This window comes from Pectobacterium sp. PL64, from assembly GCF_022477975.1.
In the GTDB taxonomy this organism is placed as follows: Bacteria; Pseudomonadota; Gammaproteobacteria; order Enterobacterales; family Enterobacteriaceae; genus Pectobacterium; species Pectobacterium jejuense.
In genome coordinates, this window is the sequence record NZ_CP092070.1 from 4,405,485 (window position 1) to 4,425,044 (window position 19,560).

General features: G+C 51.4%; 14 protein-coding genes, 1 tRNA gene and 2 pseudogenes. 13 read left to right on the forward strand and 4 right to left on the reverse strand.

The features are described 5' to 3' along the window. The first annotated feature begins 203 nt into the window (after positions 1-203). From HP572_RS19810 to HP572_RS19835, 6 genes and pseudogenes are all read left to right on the forward strand, one after another. A complete protein-coding gene (locus HP572_RS19810) occupies positions 204-1,406 on the forward strand; it encodes an NAD(P)/FAD-dependent oxidoreductase (protein ID WP_240584117.1) in 1,203 nt (400 codons plus the stop codon). 79 nt (positions 1,407-1,485) lie between these two features. Further along, positions 1,486-1,593 (forward strand): annotated as a pseudogene (locus HP572_RS19815) (AraC family transcriptional regulator); the annotation flags it as partial. A gap of 200 nt (positions 1,594-1,793) precedes the next feature. Then, the gene (locus HP572_RS19820; protein WP_240584118.1) at positions 1,794-2,279 is read left to right on the forward strand and encodes a cupin domain-containing protein; all 486 of its coding nucleotides are present in this window, start codon (positions 1,794-1,796) and stop codon (positions 2,277-2,279) included. A gap of 10 nt (positions 2,280-2,289) precedes the next feature. Further along, positions 2,290-2,634, forward strand: coding sequence for a carboxymuconolactone decarboxylase family protein (locus tag HP572_RS19825; protein WP_240584119.1), 345 nt, complete (start codon positions 2,290-2,292; stop codon positions 2,632-2,634). Continuing rightward, complete coding sequence (locus HP572_RS19830; RefSeq protein ID WP_240584120.1) at positions 2,618-3,073, forward strand: carboxymuconolactone decarboxylase family protein; 456 nt, start codon at positions 2,618-2,620, stop codon at positions 3,071-3,073. The genes HP572_RS19825 and HP572_RS19830 overlap by 17 nt, the downstream gene beginning before the upstream one ends. A gap of 211 nt (positions 3,074-3,284) precedes the next feature. Beyond that, positions 3,285-4,889 carry an EAL domain-containing protein gene (locus HP572_RS19835; protein WP_205551885.1) on the forward strand — a complete coding sequence of 535 codons (1,605 nt, stop codon included), beginning with the start codon at positions 3,285-3,287 and terminating at the stop codon, positions 4,887-4,889. 43 nt (positions 4,890-4,932) lie between these two features. On the opposite strand, the gene HP572_RS19840 is transcribed toward HP572_RS19835, so the two are convergent. The 4 genes and pseudogenes from HP572_RS19840 to ligB all read right to left on the reverse strand — a co-directional run bounded on the left by HP572_RS19840 (position 4,933) and on the right by ligB (position 9,725). Further along, complete coding sequence (locus HP572_RS19840; protein ID WP_240584121.1) at positions 4,933-5,457, reverse strand: Ail/Lom family outer membrane beta-barrel protein; 525 nt, start codon at positions 5,455-5,457, stop codon at positions 4,933-4,935. Positions 5,458-5,891: 434 nt separating this feature from the next. Then, positions 5,892-5,968: transfer RNA gene (locus tag HP572_RS19845), tRNA-Pro, on the reverse strand. A 130-nt stretch (positions 5,969-6,098) separates the two neighbouring features. Further along, positions 6,099-7,778: a kdo(2)-lipid A phosphoethanolamine 7''-transferase gene (gene eptB / locus HP572_RS19850; protein ID WP_240584122.1), complete on the reverse strand. Its 1,680-nt coding sequence runs from the start codon at positions 7,776-7,778 to the stop codon at positions 6,099-6,101. 255 nt (positions 7,779-8,033) lie between these two features. Further along, positions 8,034-9,725, reverse strand: a pseudogene (ligB, locus tag HP572_RS19855) (NAD-dependent DNA ligase LigB). A 321-nt stretch (positions 9,726-10,046) separates the two neighbouring features. Here ligB and gmk point away from each other — a divergent pair. The 7 genes from gmk to HP572_RS19890 all read left to right on the forward strand — a co-directional run bounded on the left by gmk (position 10,047) and on the right by HP572_RS19890 (position 19,300). Continuing rightward, positions 10,047-10,670 carry a guanylate kinase gene (gmk, locus tag HP572_RS19860; RefSeq protein WP_240584123.1) on the forward strand — a complete coding sequence of 208 codons (624 nt, stop codon included), beginning with the start codon at positions 10,047-10,049 and terminating at the stop codon, positions 10,668-10,670. A 53-nt stretch (positions 10,671-10,723) separates the two neighbouring features. Continuing rightward, positions 10,724-10,999, forward strand: a complete 276-nt coding sequence (gene rpoZ / locus HP572_RS19865) for a DNA-directed RNA polymerase subunit omega (RefSeq protein WP_005968230.1) — start codon at positions 10,724-10,726, stop codon at positions 10,997-10,999. Positions 11,000-11,017: 18 nt separating this feature from the next. Then, entirely contained in the window at positions 11,018-13,117 is a 2,100-nt protein-coding gene (spoT, locus tag HP572_RS19870; RefSeq protein ID WP_240584124.1) for a bifunctional GTP diphosphokinase/guanosine-3',5'-bis pyrophosphate 3'-pyrophosphohydrolase, read from the forward strand. A 5-nt stretch (positions 13,118-13,122) separates the two neighbouring features. Then, positions 13,123-13,815 (forward strand): tRNA (guanosine(18)-2'-O)-methyltransferase TrmH, encoded by a 693-nt coding sequence (gene trmH, locus HP572_RS19875; protein ID WP_095993239.1) that lies wholly within the window; start codon positions 13,123-13,125, stop codon positions 13,813-13,815. Further along, positions 13,815-15,896: an ATP-dependent DNA helicase RecG gene (recG, locus tag HP572_RS19880; protein ID WP_240584125.1), complete on the forward strand. Its 2,082-nt coding sequence runs from the start codon at positions 13,815-13,817 to the stop codon at positions 15,894-15,896. The genes trmH and recG overlap by 1 nt, the downstream gene beginning before the upstream one ends. A gap of 166 nt (positions 15,897-16,062) precedes the next feature. Continuing rightward, a complete protein-coding gene (locus tag HP572_RS19885; protein ID WP_240584126.1) occupies positions 16,063-17,451 on the forward strand; it encodes an NCS2 family protein in 1,389 nt (462 codons plus the stop codon). 157 nt (positions 17,452-17,608) lie between these two features. Beyond that, on the forward strand, positions 17,609-19,300 hold the full coding sequence (locus HP572_RS19890) for an AsmA family protein (protein ID WP_240584127.1): 1,692 nt from the start codon (positions 17,609-17,611) through the stop codon (positions 19,298-19,300). Positions 19,301-19,560 lie beyond the last annotated feature (260 nt).

Sequence of the window (19,560 nt, forward strand, 5' to 3'; positions counted from 1 at the left end):
GACATTTTTTTGACTTAATATGTGACGGCGATCGATGGAAAAACCACTTAATCAATAAAAATCAAATAATTATATATTTTTACTAAAATATGCAAATTGTTACGCTGGTATCGAACAAAAACCAACACTACAATTTGCCGCCCTACGGCTTATCAGCCTATGGCAATCCAAGAAGATAAAATCACTCATCGGAGAAATGCATTGTGGAACAGTTTGACGCTGTCATCATCGGTGCCGGTGCAGCAGGCATGTTTTGTGCGGCACAGGCAGGACAACGCGGACTGCGTGTTCTACTGCTCGATAACGGCAAGAAGGCTGGCCGGAAAATATTGATGTCCGGGGGCGGGCGCTGCAACTTTACCAATATGTATGCGGAGCCGGCGGCCTATCTGTCTCACAATCCTCACTTTTGTAAATCAGCACTGGCGCGTTATACCCAATGGGATTTCATCAGCCTGGTCAACAGCCACCGCATCGCTTACCACGAGAAAACACTCGGTCAGCTATTCTGCGATGATTCCGCACAGCAAATCGTGGACATGCTGGTAACAGAATGTGAGCGAGCGAATGTCACCCTCCGCCTGCGCAGTGAAGTGACCTCGGTGGAGAAATCAGACGATCGGTTCACCATCCAGCTAAACAACGGCACATCATTCCAGAGCGCATCGTTGGTCGTTGCCTGCGGCGGCCTGTCGATGCCCGGTCTGGGCGCGACGCCGTTCGGTTACCAGCTCGCCGCCCAGTTCGGTATCAACGTGCTCCCAACTCGCGCAGCACTGGTGCCCTTTACGCTGCACAAGCCGCTGCTCGAACAGTTGCAAACGCTCTCCGGCGTCTCCGTGCCGACCGTCGTCACCGCAGAAAACGGCGTGACGTTCCGTGAAAACATCCTGTTTACGCACCGTGGGCTCTCTGGCCCCGCTATTTTGCAGATCTCCAGCTACTGGCAGGCGGGTGAATTCGTCACCATCAATCTACTGCCCGATCGCGATCTCACCCAGCTTATTAATGACGAGCGCGCCGCTCACCCGAACCAAAGCCTAAAAAACACGCTGGCACAGTGGCTACCTAAACGCCTGGTTGAATGCCTACAGGAGTTAGGGCAACTGCCGGACGTCACGTTGAAACAGCTCAACAGCGCACAGCAAACGCAGATTGAACAGAGTCTGCAACAGTGGCGCGTGCAGCCAAACGGTACGGAAGGTTATCGCACGGCCGAAGTGACCATCGGCGGCGTTGACACCCGCGCGCTGTCCTCAAAAACCATGGAAGCCAGCGCGGTGCCGGGGTTGTATTTCATCGGCGAAGTGGTCGATGTGACCGGCTGGCTCGGCGGCTATAACTTCCAATGGGCGTGGAGTTCAGCATGGGCATGTGCGCAGGCGCTACCTTTTGTAGAAGGCTGATAGATATAGAATTGATGTAAGGCGAGCAGGGTAAAACGGTTCAATGTACCTTGCGAGCCTCAGCGATGATCATTCTTCCAAAGTGGGTTATGAAAGCCCTTCTCAATTCAGCCGCGAATACCGCCGTTTGTTCGGCGCTCCAGCCAAGAAAGATATTACCGCCCTGCGCGAGCAGACTTCCCCATAGGGTATGCAGTCATAACTTAAGCCAATCCTCACCAAAACGTTCGCACAGATCAGCCTGATTGATGAGATAATCTCATAAAGGCTATCGATTTTCATTAATTATCTTTCATACCAACTCTGCTAAATATCACTGGGGTAGTACAAAACTTAATTTCATAAACATCCGCCCCATTATTTCTTTTCCCTCTAACGGAGTTAGTGATGAATGTTAAAACCTCTTCGATAGCCGGTGCATTTCTGTTCTCAGCCTTTGCTGTACCAACGGCGCTGGCGGCAGACGCCCAGATGACGATTTCTGAAAGTGGAAGCCGGGAGTTTATCCGCGCCCCAGAAGCAAATTTCACCGGCAGAGCCTGGATTGACCCTCTGTTTATCAAAGCGCAATCACCTCAGCGCACGACAGGCGCTTACGTATCCTTTGAGCCCGGCGCACGCGCAGCCTGGCATACCCATCCTCTAGGCCAGACGCTGGTGGTCACTTCTGGAACCGGCTGGGTTCAACAGTGGGGCGGGGAGAAAAAAGTAATCAACGCAGGTGACGTGGTTTTCTGCCCACCGGGCGTTAAGCACTGGCACGGCGCGACCGCAACAACCGGAATGGTGCACCTTGCGATTCAGGAAAGCGACGCTGAAGGGAAAAACGTTCAGTGGATGGAGAAGGTTTCCGACGAGCAGTACGGACATTAAGGATAACGTGATGAAAAAAGCCTCCCTTTCACTGATCGCCGCCGCGTTTTTCCTGTCTGGTTGCGCGACACAAGGGCAGCATACTTTCCCTGCTCAACCAGACGTTAATTCTGCTATTCGCACCGCGGCGCCAGCCATGACCGCCTATACGCAAAAGCTGACCGACGGCGAACTTTGGCAGCGACAGCAGCTCTCAGCCCGCGACCGTAGTCTGGTCACTCTCGCTGCACTTGTTACCCGCGATAATACCACCCTTCTGCCTCATTACCTGAATGTGGCGCTGGATAATGGCGTGAAGCCGTCCGAAATTTCAGAGCTGCTTACGCATCTGGCGTTTTATGCTGGCTGGGCCTAACGCCTCCTCAGCGGCGGTGGTCACAAGCAGCGTGTTTGCCAGCCGGGGGATCCGCTCGGAGCAGCTTCCAGGGGCTGACGTCACACTGCTTCACATTGATGAGGCTGCCGAAACCCGACGCGTCAAGCTCGCATCAGAAAGCCTGGGCAATCTGGCACCTGGCGTGGAGAAGTACACCACTGAGGCCCTTTTCCGCGATCTGTGGCTGCGGCCGGGGCTGGCTCCACGAGATCGTAGCCTGATTACGGTCAGCTCACTCATCACTGAGGGCCAGTCAGCCCAACTGCCTTACCACCTGAACCGGGCAATGGATAGCGGGCTCACCAAAGAGCAGGCTTCCGAAACGCTTACTCAGTTGGCCTTTATTGCTGGTTGGCCAAAAGTGTTTGCCGCGCTGCCAGTATTTAAAGAAGTCGTCACGTCCCGTAACGGAAGCTGATGACCGAAAGATGCCCTGTGTAATGCACAGGGCACCATTCAGCTCGAGTGAACAGCCCCCCAATCCCCGCTTATTCAGGTTACAAACTTTATTGTCGCCGAATCTCTTTCAGCAAATAACCACTATAATAATCTCTATTCAGCACTCTCCTTTGATTCACGGAGAAAAGGACGTCTCTACATAGGCCTCTGCTGCCAGAAAGGAGATGTGAATGAGCCCCAGACGTAGTGAACATAAAATCAACATATTGCTGTTACTTGTTGCAGGTATGCTGCCACTGCTGCTGGGTTTATTGTTCACCTTTGTTGAGTCCAGATTAATGGTAAAGCGCGATTTGGAATCCACTGCGCAAATCGCAATGAATCATGCCGAGAATATTTCGACACAGGCATGGCAGATGGTGGATCGCCTCCAGCGCTTTCATGGTCAGCCCTGCGATGTCATCGGCGATGAACTGCAACGCCTTGGCTCGGTCTTTTCTTACTTCCGCGCTATCGGCGTTATCCATAATACTGACGTCTATTGCTCTTCGACGTTTGGCAGCACGTCGACACCACTCAGCCGCGTCATTCAACAGCCGCTACCGGAGACCTATTCTGAACGCTGGAGCCTGTCGATTGCCGGTTCAGATAACGTGAAAGAACGCCCGGCACTGATCTTCGTCCAGATGCCTCCTACGGGTTACGGCGCTTATGCCATGGTCGATGCGCAATATCTGATCGACCTAATGACTGCAATTAGCAAGATTCGGGGCTATCAACTTATCCTGCAAATGGATAACGGCCATCCGATTCAAACGGGCCCAACCATTACGCCGCACAGAAGCCTATTTTCTACCTCTGCGCTTGAAATCAAGTCGAGCCGCTTTCCGATTACCCTCAATGTTACCGCCCCCGCCACCCAAGAAATTACCAACTGGAAGCAGGCATTTTTCACGTTTCTGCCACTGGCCATTATCCTCTCTCTGCTTTTCACTACGGCGATGTGGTACTGGCAAAAACGTAAATTATTCTTCCGCGAAGAAATCCGTAAGGGCATCGCTAACGGCGAATTTTCCGTCTATTACCAGCCTATCTATGACACGGAATCACAAGCCTGTACTGGAGTAGAAACGCTACTGCGCTGGCGACGCAGCGATGGCCAGTGGATTAGACCCGATGTATTTATCTCTGCCGCCGAAGCAGAAAGTATGATCATTCCCATCACTCGGCATTTATTTGATCTGGTGGCGTCAGATATCGCCAGTTGGCAGGTAAAACCGGGGTTCCATCTGGGGCTCAACGTTGCAGCAGAGCATTTGCATCACCCAAGTTTCGTATCAGACGTACACCGCTTCGCAGAGAAAGTCGCCGCTCATTCATTAAGCATTACGCTGGAACTGACAGAACGTAACCTCATCAGCAACGGCCCTGAAATCATACAGCGCCTACATCAGTTGCGTGAAGATGGCTTTATGATTGCCATTGATGACTTCGGCACCGGCCACTGTTCACTTTCTTACCTGCAAAATTTTCCGCTGGATTGCCTGAAAATAGATCAGGGATTCGTCGGTGCGGTTTCATCGCCGGATGAAGAAGCCCCTATTCTTGACGCCATTATTACTTTGAGCCATCGCATCAAGCTTCAATCCGTAGCGGAAGGTGTGGAAACAGAACAACAGCTCATGTATTTACAACGGCGCGGCGTCAAATATATACAGGGATTCCTTTATGCCAAGCCGATGGACAATGAATCGTTGCTAGTCTGGCTTCACTATAATGGCAATAAATCGATTGAGAGCTTTATGAATAAAAACAAAGAAGGGGAAAAGCAGTAATAACCGGCAGAAACCTGTCCACCGGTATTCAATAATCGGTAAATCAGAAACGGTAACCGACGCCAATATTAAAGCCGTCTACACGTGTTTCATAAATCTTCGTGCCTTCGTAGCCAATATCAATCGCCCAGTTTGCTACTGGTGTAATTTGAATACCGGCACCATAGGCGAAGCTGGATTTGCTTTCACTACCAGATTGGCGGAAGGCATCCCCTTCTTCCCAACTGGTTTTTCCATATCCAATACCCGCTAAGCCGTAAACGCTGACATATTCGTTAAAGCGGTAAGATGGACCAGCCATTAGTGAATAGTATTTCAGCTGATAAACATCACTGCTTGAATTCTGATAATACTCAGTTTGTTCCGCACTCACGTAAGTGAAAGAACCAATAATGCCAAGTGCGGAGTCGCCCTGATAATGGTATTTGGCCGTAATCCCTTTTGGATCTTTAAAGTCATCGACTTTCGCCTGAGCATAACCCAAAGATACCGTTTGTGTTGCCTGAGCAACAGACATTCCCATGGCACAAGCAATCAGAGTGGAAAGCAGCAGTGTTGTTTTTTTCATGATCGAAACATCTTCCATGTTTGAATAAAAAGACGGTTTCAACAAAGCGAATATATAAATTTCGCAAATGTTGGCCGCACATAAACTTACATTTAAATACGGCGAGGTAAAGTCAGTCTTATTTTTAAAAAACTGGTGAAATTCTTATTTAAATCATTAAAAAACAAATAGGATATATATTATCCATGGTGATTTATGTGCGGTTTTAACACTACTTTTTGGGAACATTCTGAACTGAACACCGAGGAGTTATGGAAATTTTCGGCACCAAAGAGTACTGAGATAAAACTCTATAGCCATAAAGGGAATTTTTACAGACGACTATTTTTTAAACGAAATCGTGCTTAACACGAGATTATTTTTAACCCGATAGTATGAATAGGCGATGATCGAAACAGAACAAAAACTGAAAAGGATTTACTGAGGAAGGGTGTTGGTCGGCGAGAGAGGATTCGAACCTCCGACCCACTGGTCCCAAACCAGTTGCGCTACCAAGCTGCGCTACTCGCCGAATGCGGGCGCATATTACTGCTACCTTATTAGAGCGTCAATACCTTTTTAGCAAAAGGATTTCAGCTGCCGCTAAAGTATCCATTCTTGTATTTACAGCCTGAAACCGACGTCCTTGTCCGTGATTCATATCAATTCGCTGGTTTCTGACACCAGTTATTTTTAGGATTTATACCGCCGTCAGGCGACGTGTATCCCACACATCCAAGAATCGTGTCAAACAGCTCTTCATGGCGATGTGTTTTGCCAATGCGCTGCTGAGTCTTCAACTGCTCGAACGCATGCTGATTATTGGTGTCAGCCAGAAACTTATCCGATGTCCAAACCATCATCGGTGAACGGAACTGTTCAGGCGGTGCCATGTGACGCGGCGTGCCGTGCAAATGATAGTTATCATCAATCGATTCACCGTGATCGGAGGCATAAAACACGATTGCTTTCTTATCCCGCACCTGATCGATCACGCTATCAATAAAGCTATCGGTATAGAGCACGCTATTATCGAAAGCATTAATCAACTGCTCACGCGTACAGGAGGCATCAACGCCCATACATTCTGGCTGATAGCGCGCATAGCTGCGGGGATATCGCATGGAATACAGATAGTGAGAGCCTTTGGTATGCAGCACAATCAGGTGCTTACCTTTGGGGTAGCGTGCCAGCGATTCCTTGACCTCGTCGACCAGCAACATATCCTGCACCGACTTGCCGTCATTGTGTTTCTCTGACGCAATCATTTCGCGGAAAGAGTAGTTGTTCGCCTCGATGCTATTGTAAAACCACACCTCACTTTGCATCGCAAACAGCTCGGAGGTAAAGCCCAGCTCTTTCAGTACGGCAAAGATATTCTGCTCTTTCAGGGTTCGCTGTGGGTTGTCTTCCGTACCACCTTCTCGCACAAACATACAGCGCATAGAAAGCTTGGTTGAGGTATCACACGACTGACCACGAAACGCGACCAGGTTTTTTTCTTTTGATAGCTTCGGCGTCGTATCTCTCTCGTAGCCTAGCAGCCCCATATGATCCCAACGGGTTGTTTCACCGATAATGAAAACGACGTAGGTATCGTCAATGCCTTTCGGCGGGACATAGGTAAAATGCTGAGCCGGGTCGAAAAGATTAGAAGAATCCTGGCTCTCGTCATACTTGGTGTACGCAAATAATCCTAGTGCAGACAACCAGTTAGAAGGCAGGTACGAATGCGCCACTACGCCGCCATAGCTGGGCAAATCCACATTGGATTCTCGCTCGGACACCGACTGAACATTGTCCATATAGCGAAGCGGCATCCAAACCAGCGCAACGACAGCGACAAGAACCAGAAGAGGAACCAGACGCTTTCCCGGTGATTTAAGCTGTTCGATCAGCGTATGACGCAGCGAGTTCTTCCAGATCAAAAACAGCGGCAACGCACTCACCGCCAGCATCCACAGGAAAAAACGAAAACCAATAACTTCTTTAGAAAGATCAATATCCGTGGTCATGACCGCCGCAATAATGCCATAGCCAATCACAACATTAAAAAACGTCATGTAATAACTGGCGGCAACGGAAATCAGCACCAGGAGAGAAGCGATAACCCGATAAAAACGACGTCCCCCAAGTGAGATAATTCTCATCAGGAAAAAGGTAAATAAGATGCTCGCGGTCAATTCGACAATAGCGGGAATAAACGTTGAAACATGACTACCAGCAGAGAGTGAAAAATAATCAATCCGGCGATAATATACTGAGATATTGAGAAAAAGACCAATATAGACTGCCAGGACAAACGATAATTTGGGTTGCGAAAAAGATGCTACAAACTTCATTATGACAAGTGCTCCAACAAACCTTTCTTATTATCTGAAGCTATACGACAACATTCGTATGCCTGAGTTCAACGGAAATAATCAGACTCACAGGCATTTCTATATCGTAAAACAGCAAATAGGCTTAGAATTTTAATTCGTAAATTTTATTTATGATTAAGCAGAGAAAACAGAAAAAAATTGTCCTTTTATGTGAATGAATCCACGAAAAAATAAAAGGAGCGATCCCAATCTGTTATGAAAAATCACCACCGCTTATCTATGTATACCTTCGCGATCTAATCGGGCAATTAATTCCACCACGATAGGGTGCTTCAGGAACGCCATAATCTCTTCCGCACGCCGTTCTCCGATACCAGAGAACTGCCGCCACTGTTGCGCTGTTCATTGCTGTAACGCCAACCAATCCACACTATCCAATGCGCTAATGGCGGATCGAGGCACAGGAATACCCAGCGCAAGCAACCAGCGGGATAGTGGCATCTGCCGTGCCGACTGCAAGCTCGTATAAATATCTCGCGCCCGCTTATCGCCCATACCATTGATCGCATTAAGCTGTGCCTCCGTCAGAGATAGCCATGACAGCACATCTTCTAGTAAACCATGTTGTATCAGGCGCAGCCACATTCCTTCGCGCACTCCAGCAAGATTCAATCCCTGTTCACCACTCAACCAAACTAAGCGCGCCAGAAATTGCTGCTGGCAAACCGCGCTATACCGAAAACAGCTAAAAGCATGGAAATCATGTTCATTGGGAGAAACGATGACCGGCCGTTCAACACCCCTCCATACCACATCATCCAAACGTGGAATCCCCTGCCCCGCCAGACTGATGCTCACCCGGTCACCGGGCAACACGTCCCACTGTTTCCAACGCGACAGAGAGCCCACATTCACCCGACTGACTGATTTGTCATCCAATTTAAGAGGATTGAGTTTTAACACCACAGCAATCTTACCCGTCCGCCCGACAGAAAATACCACATCAGCCACTTCCGCAACCTGATGAACAGGTGGGTATTTCCATGCGATCGCCCAGTCAGCTAATGTATTACGCCAATAGCGCCCATGCGGCTCTTTAGTCTGGCGGATAACCACACCATCCGTCACGAAGGGCAGCGGACTGTGATACCAGTGATTACGCCATTTCTCCGCGTCGGCGAATGACCCAATAGCATGGGTATAGTCCGCCGTCATCGCAAACCCCATTTCCTTCAATTTATCCAGACGTTCGGGCATCGTCTTTGGGCCATCCGGCCATTCCCAGACAAACAGACCCATCTGCGACAACACGGGAGATGGCTGATGACGACGCATTTCACCAGCCACAACCGAGCGGGCATTAACACCTCCCAGGGTACGCTGCCGATGATCGGTCATCTTCAGGAAAAGCTCCCCTTGTAGTACCAATGAGGAAGGTGCATCGGTTAATAGATGAGGAATTCCCGGAATCAGGCGCACCTTTTCCGTCCAGTCTTCACCTTGCAGGCCGTTACCCCGGCTAACCGCAGACACGAGCTTACCGTGCTGATAGACCAGCGTGACGGCCACACCATCAACTTTTGGCTGAATCCATAAATCCTCCCGCGGTGCGATCCATTGCACCAGTTGCCCGCGAGTAGACAATTTTTTCAGTCCCGTATGGGCAACAGGGTGAGGCTGCTTGCCATTATCGGGTAACCGAGCAGAAATAACGTTTTGAGGCTGAAAACAGCCTAACCACTGGTTTAACTGATCCCGCAGTTGATCGTAAACGTCATCTTCTATCGGGCTTTTCCCTTCGGTGTAATACACGTCATCCCACTGTTCTAACTGGTGACGCAATGCATCAATTTCTTTGCTGGAACGCGTGCTATCCCAATCGGGGCACACGGCAGCCATGGCGGGGAAATTGCTGATGCCTCCCATGACGATGATGATTAAAAATGTGCGGATCCTGAGCCACATAAACCCTCCTGCCATCCATTAGCGAAGGGCCGCAGTACATAGCAACGGAGAGGAAAATACGAGGCAAAAAAAGGAGAAATGCCAAACGCGCCGCAAGATGATTCATCGTTTGCAGCAGCGATAAAAAAGACGGGAACGCGCTTCGCAATCTAAAAAAGAAACGTTGGCAAAAAGTTTTCCCGATGGCATAACGAAAAAACAGTCAGAGGAGAATTTATCGCAGCGCGACTGATGACATATAGGCGTGTATAATACGGGGAAATGCGCATTTTTCTGCTGCATATCACCATTCACCATCGTAACCGTTAATAAAACTTCATTATGGCTCAAGGCACGTTATATATCGTTTCTGCTCCCAGTGGAGCTGGGAAATCCAGCCTGATTCAGGCGTTATTAAAAACTCAGCCGCTCTACGACACTCAGGTATCGATTTCGCATACCACGCGAGCTAAACGACCGGGAGAAAACCACGGCGAACATTATTTCTTCGTCGAAGTCGATGAATTTAAGCGTATGATTCAGGATAACGAGTTTCTGGAACACGCTGAAGTCTTTGGCAATTATTACGGTACATCCCGGCCGACAATTGAGCAGGTATTAGCGACTGGCGTTGATGTTTTTCTGGATATCGATTGGCAGGGAGCCAAGCAAATCCGCGACCAGATGCCACTCGCGCGCAGTATTTTTATTCTGCCGCCGTCAAAAGAAGAGTTGGCTCGCCGCCTGCGCGGCCGTGGACAAGACAGCGATGAAGTCATTGCCCGTCGTATGTCTCAGGCAGTGGCTGAAATGACGCATTACGGCGAGTATGATTACCTGATTGTGAATGATGATTTCGATCTGGCGCTGCTCGATCTAAAAACCATTATTCGCGCCGAACGTCTGCGTTTGAGCAGACAACAGGTTCGGCATGATGCATTAATCACCAAACTATTGGCAGACTGACGCCTCTTTAAGTATGATGCGCAGTCATTTTATTTCCTGTGGAGTAGCACATTATGGCACGCGTAACTGTTCAAGACGCTGTAGAGAAAATTGGTAACCGTTTTGACCTGGTGTTGGTCGCTGCTCGTCGCGCCCGTCAAATCCAGACTGGCGGCAAAGATCCGCTGGTTCCTGAAGAAAACGATAAGTACACCGTGATCGCACTGCGTGAAATCGAAGAAGGTCTGATCAACAACCAGATTCTGGATGTTCGTGACCGTCAGGAACAGCAAGAGCAGGAAGCCGCAGAGATTCAGGCGGTTACCGCGATTGCTGAAGGCCGTCGTTAATCACACCACGAGTCGCCCTTGTACATTTTTGAAAGCCTTAATCTGCTGATTCAACGTTATCTGCCAGAAGATCAGATCAAACGTTTACAACAGGCTTACTTAGTTGCACGTGATGCTCACGAGGGGCAGACTCGTTCCAGCGGTGAACCCTATATCACACACCCTGTTGCCGTCGCCTGTATTCTGGCGGAGATGCGTCTCGATTACGAAACGCTGATGGCAGCACTGCTGCATGATGTCATAGAAGACACCCCCGCCACCTATCAGGACATGGAACAGCTTTTTGGTAAAAGTGTTGCTGAACTGGTAGAGGGCGTGTCCAAGCTGGACAAGCTGAAGTTCCAAGATAAAAAAGAAGCGCAGGCTGAAAACTTTCGCAAAATGATCATGGCGATGGTGCAAGATATTCGCGTCATCCTGATCAAACTCGCAGACCGTACCCATAACATGCGCACGCTGGGCTCATTGCGCCCGGACAAGCGCCGCCGTATTGCCCGTGAAACGCTGGAAATATACAGCCCGCTGGCACATAGGCTGGGTATCCATCACCTCAAAACCGAGCTGGAAGAGCTGGGTTTTGAGGCGCTGTATCCGAACCGTTATCGCGTCATTAAAGAGGTCGTCAAGGCCGCACGTGGTAACCGCAAGGAAATGATTCAGAAAATCCTGTCGGAAATCGAAGGGCGTTTGACTGAAGCCGGGATTGCCTGCCGCGTCAGCGGTCGCGAAAAACACCTGTATTCCATCTACTGCAAAATGCACCTGAAAGAGCAGCGTTTTCATTCCATCATGGATATTTACGCGTTCCGGGTCATCGTGAAAGAGTTGGACACCTGCTATCGCGTGCTCGGCCAGGTTCACAGCCTGTATAAGCCGCGCCCAGGTCGGGTAAAAGACTACATTGCCATTCCCAAAGCTAACGGCTATCAGTCGCTGCACACGTCTCTGATTGGCCCGCACGGCGTGCCGGTCGAAGTACAAATTCGTACCGACGACATGGATCAAATGGCGGAAATGGGTGTTGCCGCACACTGGGCCTATAAAGAAGGCGAGAGCAGCACGACGGCACAGGTCCGCGCTCAACGCTGGATGCAAAGCCTGCTGGAACTCCAGCAAAGTGCCGGTAGCTCATTCGAATTTATCGAAAGCGTGAAGTCCGATCTCTTCCCTGACGAGATGTACGTCTTTACGCCGGAAGGCCGTATTGTGGAACTCCCCGCAGGCGCGACGCCCGTCGATTTCGCCTACGCGGTACACACCGATATTGGGCATGCCTGCGTAGGCGCCCGCGTCGACCGCCAGCCTTACCCGCTGTCACAGTCGCTCACCAGCGGCCAAACCGTTGAAATCATTACCGCGCCGGGTGCCAGACCGAATGCCGCATGGCTTAACTTCGTGGTTAGCTCCAGAGCACGCTCCAAAATTCGCCAGATGCTGAAAAACCTCAAGCGTGATGATTCCGTGAGCCTCGGTCGCCGTTTGCTGAACCACGCATTGGGCAACGGCCGCAAACTCTCCGACATCCCTGAAAAGTCGATTCAGCTTGAGCTTGAGCGCATGAAGCTCGCTACGCTGGACGATCTGATGGCGGAAATTGGTATGGGTAATGCCATGAGCGTCGTTGTGGCGAAAAATCTGCTGAACGAACAATCTGAACTGGGAACCACCGGGCTGCGCAAGTTGCCGATCAAAGGCGCAGATGGCGTCATGATCTCATTTGCCAAGTGCTGCCGCCCCATCCCCGGCGACCCGATTATTGCCCACGTCAGCCCCGGTAAAGGGCTGGTTATTCACCATGAATCCTGTCGCAATATTCGCGGCTATCAGAAAGAACCTGAAAAATTCATGGCGGTAGAGTGGGATAAGGTGACGGAACAAGAGTTCATCGCCGAAATCAAAGTCGATATGTTCAACCATCAGGGCGCGCTGGCAAACCTGACGGCAGCGATCAACGCCGCGAACTCCAATATTCAGAGCATCAATACGGAAGAGAAGGACGGCCGCGTATACAGTGCCTTTATCCGTCTCACGACTCTCGATCGCGTTCATCTGGCCAATATTATGCGTAAAATCCGCGTGATGCCGGATGTCATTAAAGTTAACCGTAACCGAAATTAATCGTCATGACCCCTCAACGTTATGCACGTATAAAAGAAATGCTCAACTGTCGTCAGCCCGACCTGACGATTTGCATGGAGCAGGTGCATAAACCTCATAACGTTTCTGCGGTTATCCGTACTGCGGATGCTGTCGGTGTGCATGAGGTCCATGCGATTTGGCCCACCAGCCGGATGAAAACGCTGGTCTCCTCCGCTGCTGGCAGCAATAGCTGGGTGCAGGTGAAAACCCATCGCAACATAGGTGATGCGGTTGGTCACCTGAAGGCTGAAGGCATGCAGGTTTTGGCGACCAATTTGTCTGAACATGCGGTCGATTTTCGGGAAATTGATTACACCCGGCCCACCTGTATTCTGCTCGGACAAGAAAAAACCGGTATTACAGCCGAAGCGCTCAAACTGGCCGATCGGGATATCATCATTCCGATGACTGGCATGGTACAGTCGCTGAATGTCTCCGTAGCCTCGGCGTTGATCCTGTACGAAGCGCAGCGCCAACGCCAGATCGCTGGTATGTATCAGCGTGAAGACAGCCCGCTGGATGAAGAAGAGCAGCAGCGCCTGCTTTTCGAAGGGGGATACCCGGTACTGGCGCGCGTCGCAAAACGTAAAGGGCTGCCTCGTCCTTATATTGACCATCAGGGTCAGATTGTAGCGGATACCCCGTGGTGGGCCGCGATGCAATCGTCGGAGTGCTGATGAAAGGCCGCCTGCTGAACACCCAACCGCTGAGTACACTTACCGGCGTGGGTGCAAGTCAGGCCGCGAAACTCGCGCGACTTGGGCTGGAAACCGTGCAGGACCTCCTGCTGCATTTACCTCTGCGCTACGAAGACCGGACGCATCTTTACCCGATTGGCGACCTTCTCCCCGGTATGTATGCCACCGTGGAAGGTGAAATCCTACGCAATGACATCACCTTTGGCAGCCGTCGCATGTTGACCTGCCAAATCAGCGACGGCAGCGGCATGCTGACCATGCGCTTCTTCAATTTCAGCGCCGCGATGAAAAACAGCCTCGCACCGGGACAGCGCGTTACCGCTTATGGCGAAATCAAGCGTGGCAAAATCGGCGCGGAGATCATCCATCCTGAATATCGAGTTCAGGGGGATAGTACGCAGGTCGAGTTACAAGAATCGCTCACGCCAGTTTACCCTTCCACAGAGGGCGTTCGTCAGGCCACGCTCCGTAAACTGACCGATCAGGCGCTGGCGTTGCTCGATGCCAACCACATCGATGAGTTGCTGCCTGAATCTCTAAGCCGATCGCTCATTAGCCTGCCGGACGCACTACGCACCTTACATCGTCCCCCGCCGGATATGCAGCTCAGCGAGCTTGAGCACGGGAAACACCCGGCACAGCAGCGGCTGATTATGGAAGAACTGCTGGCGCATAACCTGAGTATGCTCGCCGTGCGGGCGGGGGAACAACGGCATAAAGCCTCGCCGCTACAGGCGCAAGATGGTTTGAAGCAACAGTTGCTCGCGGCCCTGCCGTTCAACCCCACGCAGGCGCAAGAACGTGTCGTAGCCGAAATTGAAGCGGATATGGCGAAAGATTTCCCGATGATGCGTCTGGTGCAGGGCGATGTCGGTTCAGGAAAAACGCTGGTCGCCGCACTGGCAGCATTACGCGCCATTGCCAACGGCAAGCAGGTCGCGCTGATGGCGCCAACAGAGCTATTGGCCGAACAGCACGCCCATAATTTCCGTCAGTGGTTTGAACCGCTAGGGCTTGAAGTGGGCTGGCTGGCTGGTAAACAAAAAGGGAAAGCACGTCAGGCGCAGCAGGATGCCATCGCCAGCGGTCAGGTTTCCATGGTTGTCGGGACGCACGCTATTTTCCAGCAGCAGGTAAAATTCAACGGGCTGGCATTGGTCATCATTGACGAACAGCACCGCTTTGGCGTGCATCAACGCCTTGCGCTGTGGGAAAAAGGCGAAGAACAGGGCTTTCATGCCCATCAATTAATCATGACCGCGACACCGATCCCCCGCACGCTGGCGATGACGGCCTATGCCGATCTGGATACGTCCGTCATTGATGAACTACCGCCGGGCAGAACCCCCGTCACTACCGTCGCCATACCGGATTCACGCCGCAGCGACATTATCGAGCGCGTGAATAATGCCTGTCAGCAGGAAGGGCGGCAGGCCTATTGGGTGTGTACGCTGATCGAAGAATCCGACCTGCTGGAAGCGCAGGCAGCAGAAGCCACCAGCGAAGAGCTGAAGGCGGCCCTGCCAAATCTCAAGGTTGGATTGGTTCACGGCCGCATGAAAGCGCAGGAAAAGCAGGCGGTGATGCAGGCCTTCAAACAGGGCGAGCTGCAACTGCTGGTGGCGACGACCGTCATCGAGGTAGGTGTGGATGTACCGAATGCCAGCCTAATGATCATTGAAAACCCGGAGCGTCTGGGTCTGGCACAGCTGCACCAGTTGCGTGGTCGCGTCGGACGCGGCGCGGTGGCATCTCACTGCGTGCTGCTCTACAAAACGCCAATGAGCAAGACGGCACAAAAACGGCTCCAGGTTCTACGCGATAGCAACGATGGCTTTGTTATCGCGCAACGCGATCTGGAAATTCGCGGACCGGGCGAATTACTCGGTACGCGCCAAACGGGCAATGCCGAGTTTAAAGTCGCAGACCTCCTGCGCGATCAGGATCTGATTCCACAGGTGCAGCGCGTTGCTCGCCACTTGCACGAACACTATCCCGAGCATGCCATCGCGCTAATCGAACGCTGGCTACCAGAACGTGCACGGTACACCAACGCCTGATCACGGCTATGTATTCTGCATTTCTCCTAAAAGTATCCCGTTAAATAATAAGGCCTTGCCTGTCAGACAAAATTCATATCGAAAAGATGAGTTAGCAAACGTTTGCTTTCAGCAAAGAGATCATTAAAATGCGCTCTTTGTCGTTTCAGGAACGCCAACTTACATCATGACAACCACCACGGAAACGTCCCAAACAGAAGCCGCTGCCGCACCTCAGCGCAGTGAACTCATCTATCATCTTGAAGACCGGCCGCCGCTGCCGCAAACGCTGTTCGCCGCCAGTCAGCACCTGCTTGCCATGTTTGTTGCGGTGATTACCCCCGCGCTACTGATCTGTCAGGCATTAGGTTTACCCGCGGAAGATACGCAGCGCATCATCAGCATGTCGCTTTTCGCTTCCGGTCTGGCCTCTATTCTACAAATTAAAACCTGGGGTCCTGTCGGTTCTGGTCTGCTGTCTATTCAGGGCACCAGCTTTAATTTCGTGACGCCGCTGATTATGGGTGGACTGGCGCTGAAAAACGGCGGAGCAGATGTTCCCACGATGATGGCAGCACTGTTCGGTACGCTGATGGTCGCTTCCTTCACCGAAATCATTCTTTCACGCTTCCTGCATTTAACCCGCCGCATCATTACCCCGCTGGTTTCCGGCATTGTGGTGATGATCATTGGGCTGTCGCTGATTCAAGTCGGCCTGACCTCCATTGGCGGCGGCTATGCCGCAATGGGTAATAACACCTTCGGCGCCCCCAAGAACTTACTATTAGCGGGTGTGGTGTTGCTGGTTATTATTCTACTTAACCGCCAGCGTAACCCTTACCTGCGCGTCGCGTCGCTGGTGATTGCCATGGCGGTGGGTTATCTGGGTGCCTGGTTGATGGGAATGCTGCCGGAAAATGCGCCTGCTCAAAACGACACGGTCATTATGGTGCCCGCGCCGCTGCATTACGGTCTAGGCTTTGACTGGAACCTGTTGATTCCGCTGATGCTAGTCTTCATGGTGACCTCGTTAGAAACCATCGGTGACATCACCGCGACCTCCGACGTTTCAGAGCAGCCGGTCAGAGGCCCGCTGTACATGAAACGCTTAAAAGGCGGTGTGTTGGCAAACGGCTTGAATTCTTGCCTTTCTGCCGTGTTCAATACCTTCCCTAACTCTTGCTTCGGCCAGAATAACGGCGTCATCCAGCTTACCGGTGTTGCCAGCCGCTATGTGGGCTTCGTGGTTTCACTGATGCTGATCGCACTGGGTCTGTTCCCTGCCGTTAGCGGATTTGTGCAGCATATTCCAGAGCCAGTTCTGGGCGGTGCCACTATCGTAATGTTTGGTACGATCGCCGCTTCTGGTGTGCGTATTGTGTCCCGTGAGCCGCTGAATCGTCGTGCGATCATGATTATTGCGCTGTCGCTGGCTGTTGGCCTTGGCGTATCGCAGCAGCCGCTGATTCTGCAGTTCGCACCGGATTGGATTAAAACATTGCTGTCTTCCGGTATCGCCGCTGGCGGGATTACGGCAATCGTGCTGAATATCGTCTTCCCACACGAAGAAAAATAGCGCCAGCCCGCAATAATTTCAGTTCAGTTCATGTAAAAGCGAGCGGTGATGCAACACCGCTCGCTTTTTACTGTCTGTAACAGCATTACCTATTGAGCCTTCAGGGAAATTGCGGCATAAGAACAGTTCTCCCTGACGATTGGCATGGACTGACACGATGAAATTTATCGGGAAATTATTGCTGACCCTACTGCTGCTGGCCTTTTTAGCGCTGGTGGTCGTATATGTATTACTGCAAACCAGTTGGGCAGCTGGCTGGGTGAGTAATTGGGTAAACCAGAATACTGACTACCAGTTGTCACTGGGCAAAATTAATCATGACTGGTCAACAGCCGATCATATCCAGCTCACCGATGTCAGTTTTGGCCAGAAAAATCAGCCGCCAACACTCACTGCAAAGCAGATTTCAGCCGGGTTTAGTGCCCGTCAAATTACCGATCCACGCCACTTCGCCAGTCTCGAACTGGAAGGCGGTACGCTAAATCTTTCCTCACAGGCTGCCACACTCCCTATCGAAGCCGATGTGCTACAGCTGCGTACAATGGCGCTGCAGGCAAAGGACGGCGATTGGCGTCTGAATGGTCAACAGATTAACGGCGGAATGATGCCGTGGCAGCCCGAGGCTGGCTATCTGCTGGGTAAACAGGGACAGTTCCAACTCAGCGCCCGCTCACTCGAACTCAACGATATTCCCGCCAGTCAGGTATTGGTTCAGGGCGAAATCAACCACAACCAGCTGATTCTGAGCAATTTCGGCGCAGATGTCGCTCAGGGGCAGCTAACGGGAAATGCCAGCCGCGCAGAAGACGGCAGTTGGCAGATCGGTAGCCTGCGACTCAGCAATGTCCGTTTGCAAACGCAGAGGACGCCGGAGGCCTTCTGGCAGCCCGTTACCGAACTGCCTTCTGTTACGGTTGACCGCTTTGATTTGATTGATGCCCGCATTGAAGGGCCGGGATGGGCGTTTATCGACCTTGATGTTGCCCTGCAAAATGTCACGTTTAAGCAGAATGACTGGCAGAGCGAAGGCGGAACGCTGTCATTCAATGCGACCGACATTGTGAACGGCAACATGCATCTTATCGACCCTATCGTGAATCTGGATTTGTCACCGGCGGGCGTTAACATCAAACAGTTTTCTACACGTTGGGAAGGCGGTTTACTGCGAACCAACGGCAGTTGGCAGCGTAGTAACCACCGTTTACAGCTGAATGAGTTTGTTGTCGCAGGGATGGAGTACACGCTCCCTGGCGACTGGCGTCAGCGGTGGCAAGCGACATTGCCATCATGGCTGGCAGAAGTGAATGTGCGAAAATTCACGGCGAACCGCAACCTGATAATCGATATCAACCCAGACTTCCCCTTCCAGCTAACCGCATTGGATGGCTACGGCAGCAATTTGCTACTAGCTCGCAACCATCAGTGGGGAATGTGGACAGGATCGTTGAATCTTAATGCCAGCGACGCGACGTTTAATAAAGTCGATGTCCGCCGTCCTTCGATGGCACTGGTAGCCGACGATAATCAGATTGCCATTAACGAACTCAGCGCGTTTACGCAAAATGGCATGCTGGATGCCAAGGCAACGATCAATCAGCAACCGGCACGCAATTTCTCCCTGTCACTGACAGGACGCGCCGTACCGCTGGATGTTCTGACACGCTGGGGGTGGCCAGAGCCCGCAACCGCACCGACGGGCAATACGAATCTGCAATTGCAACTGAATGGACGGCTTGCCGCTGATACGCCGCTGAAGCCGACGCTAACTGGCACTCTGCAAGGTGTAGATAGCAACGACCACCCGATAAGGCAGCAGATGCATCAGGGTACTGTGACAGAAACGCCGTAATTATTACGTTTTCAAAACACCGGGCCAGACCGTTGGCAAATCTATTTACCAAATGGAAACGGGAGTAACGGAATAGAAGAGTAAAGCGTTTGCGCCAGGGATGGCGCAATCCGAGCTTACATGGACGTACTTGCAGCGTCTTTACGATCTATCCGTTACTCCCGCTCTACAGACTTTGTCAGCAACATCACCCAGTGAGAATCACGGGTATTATTATGGCGAAATGCTGCTGGCTAACATGCAGCGTGATGTACCGATGG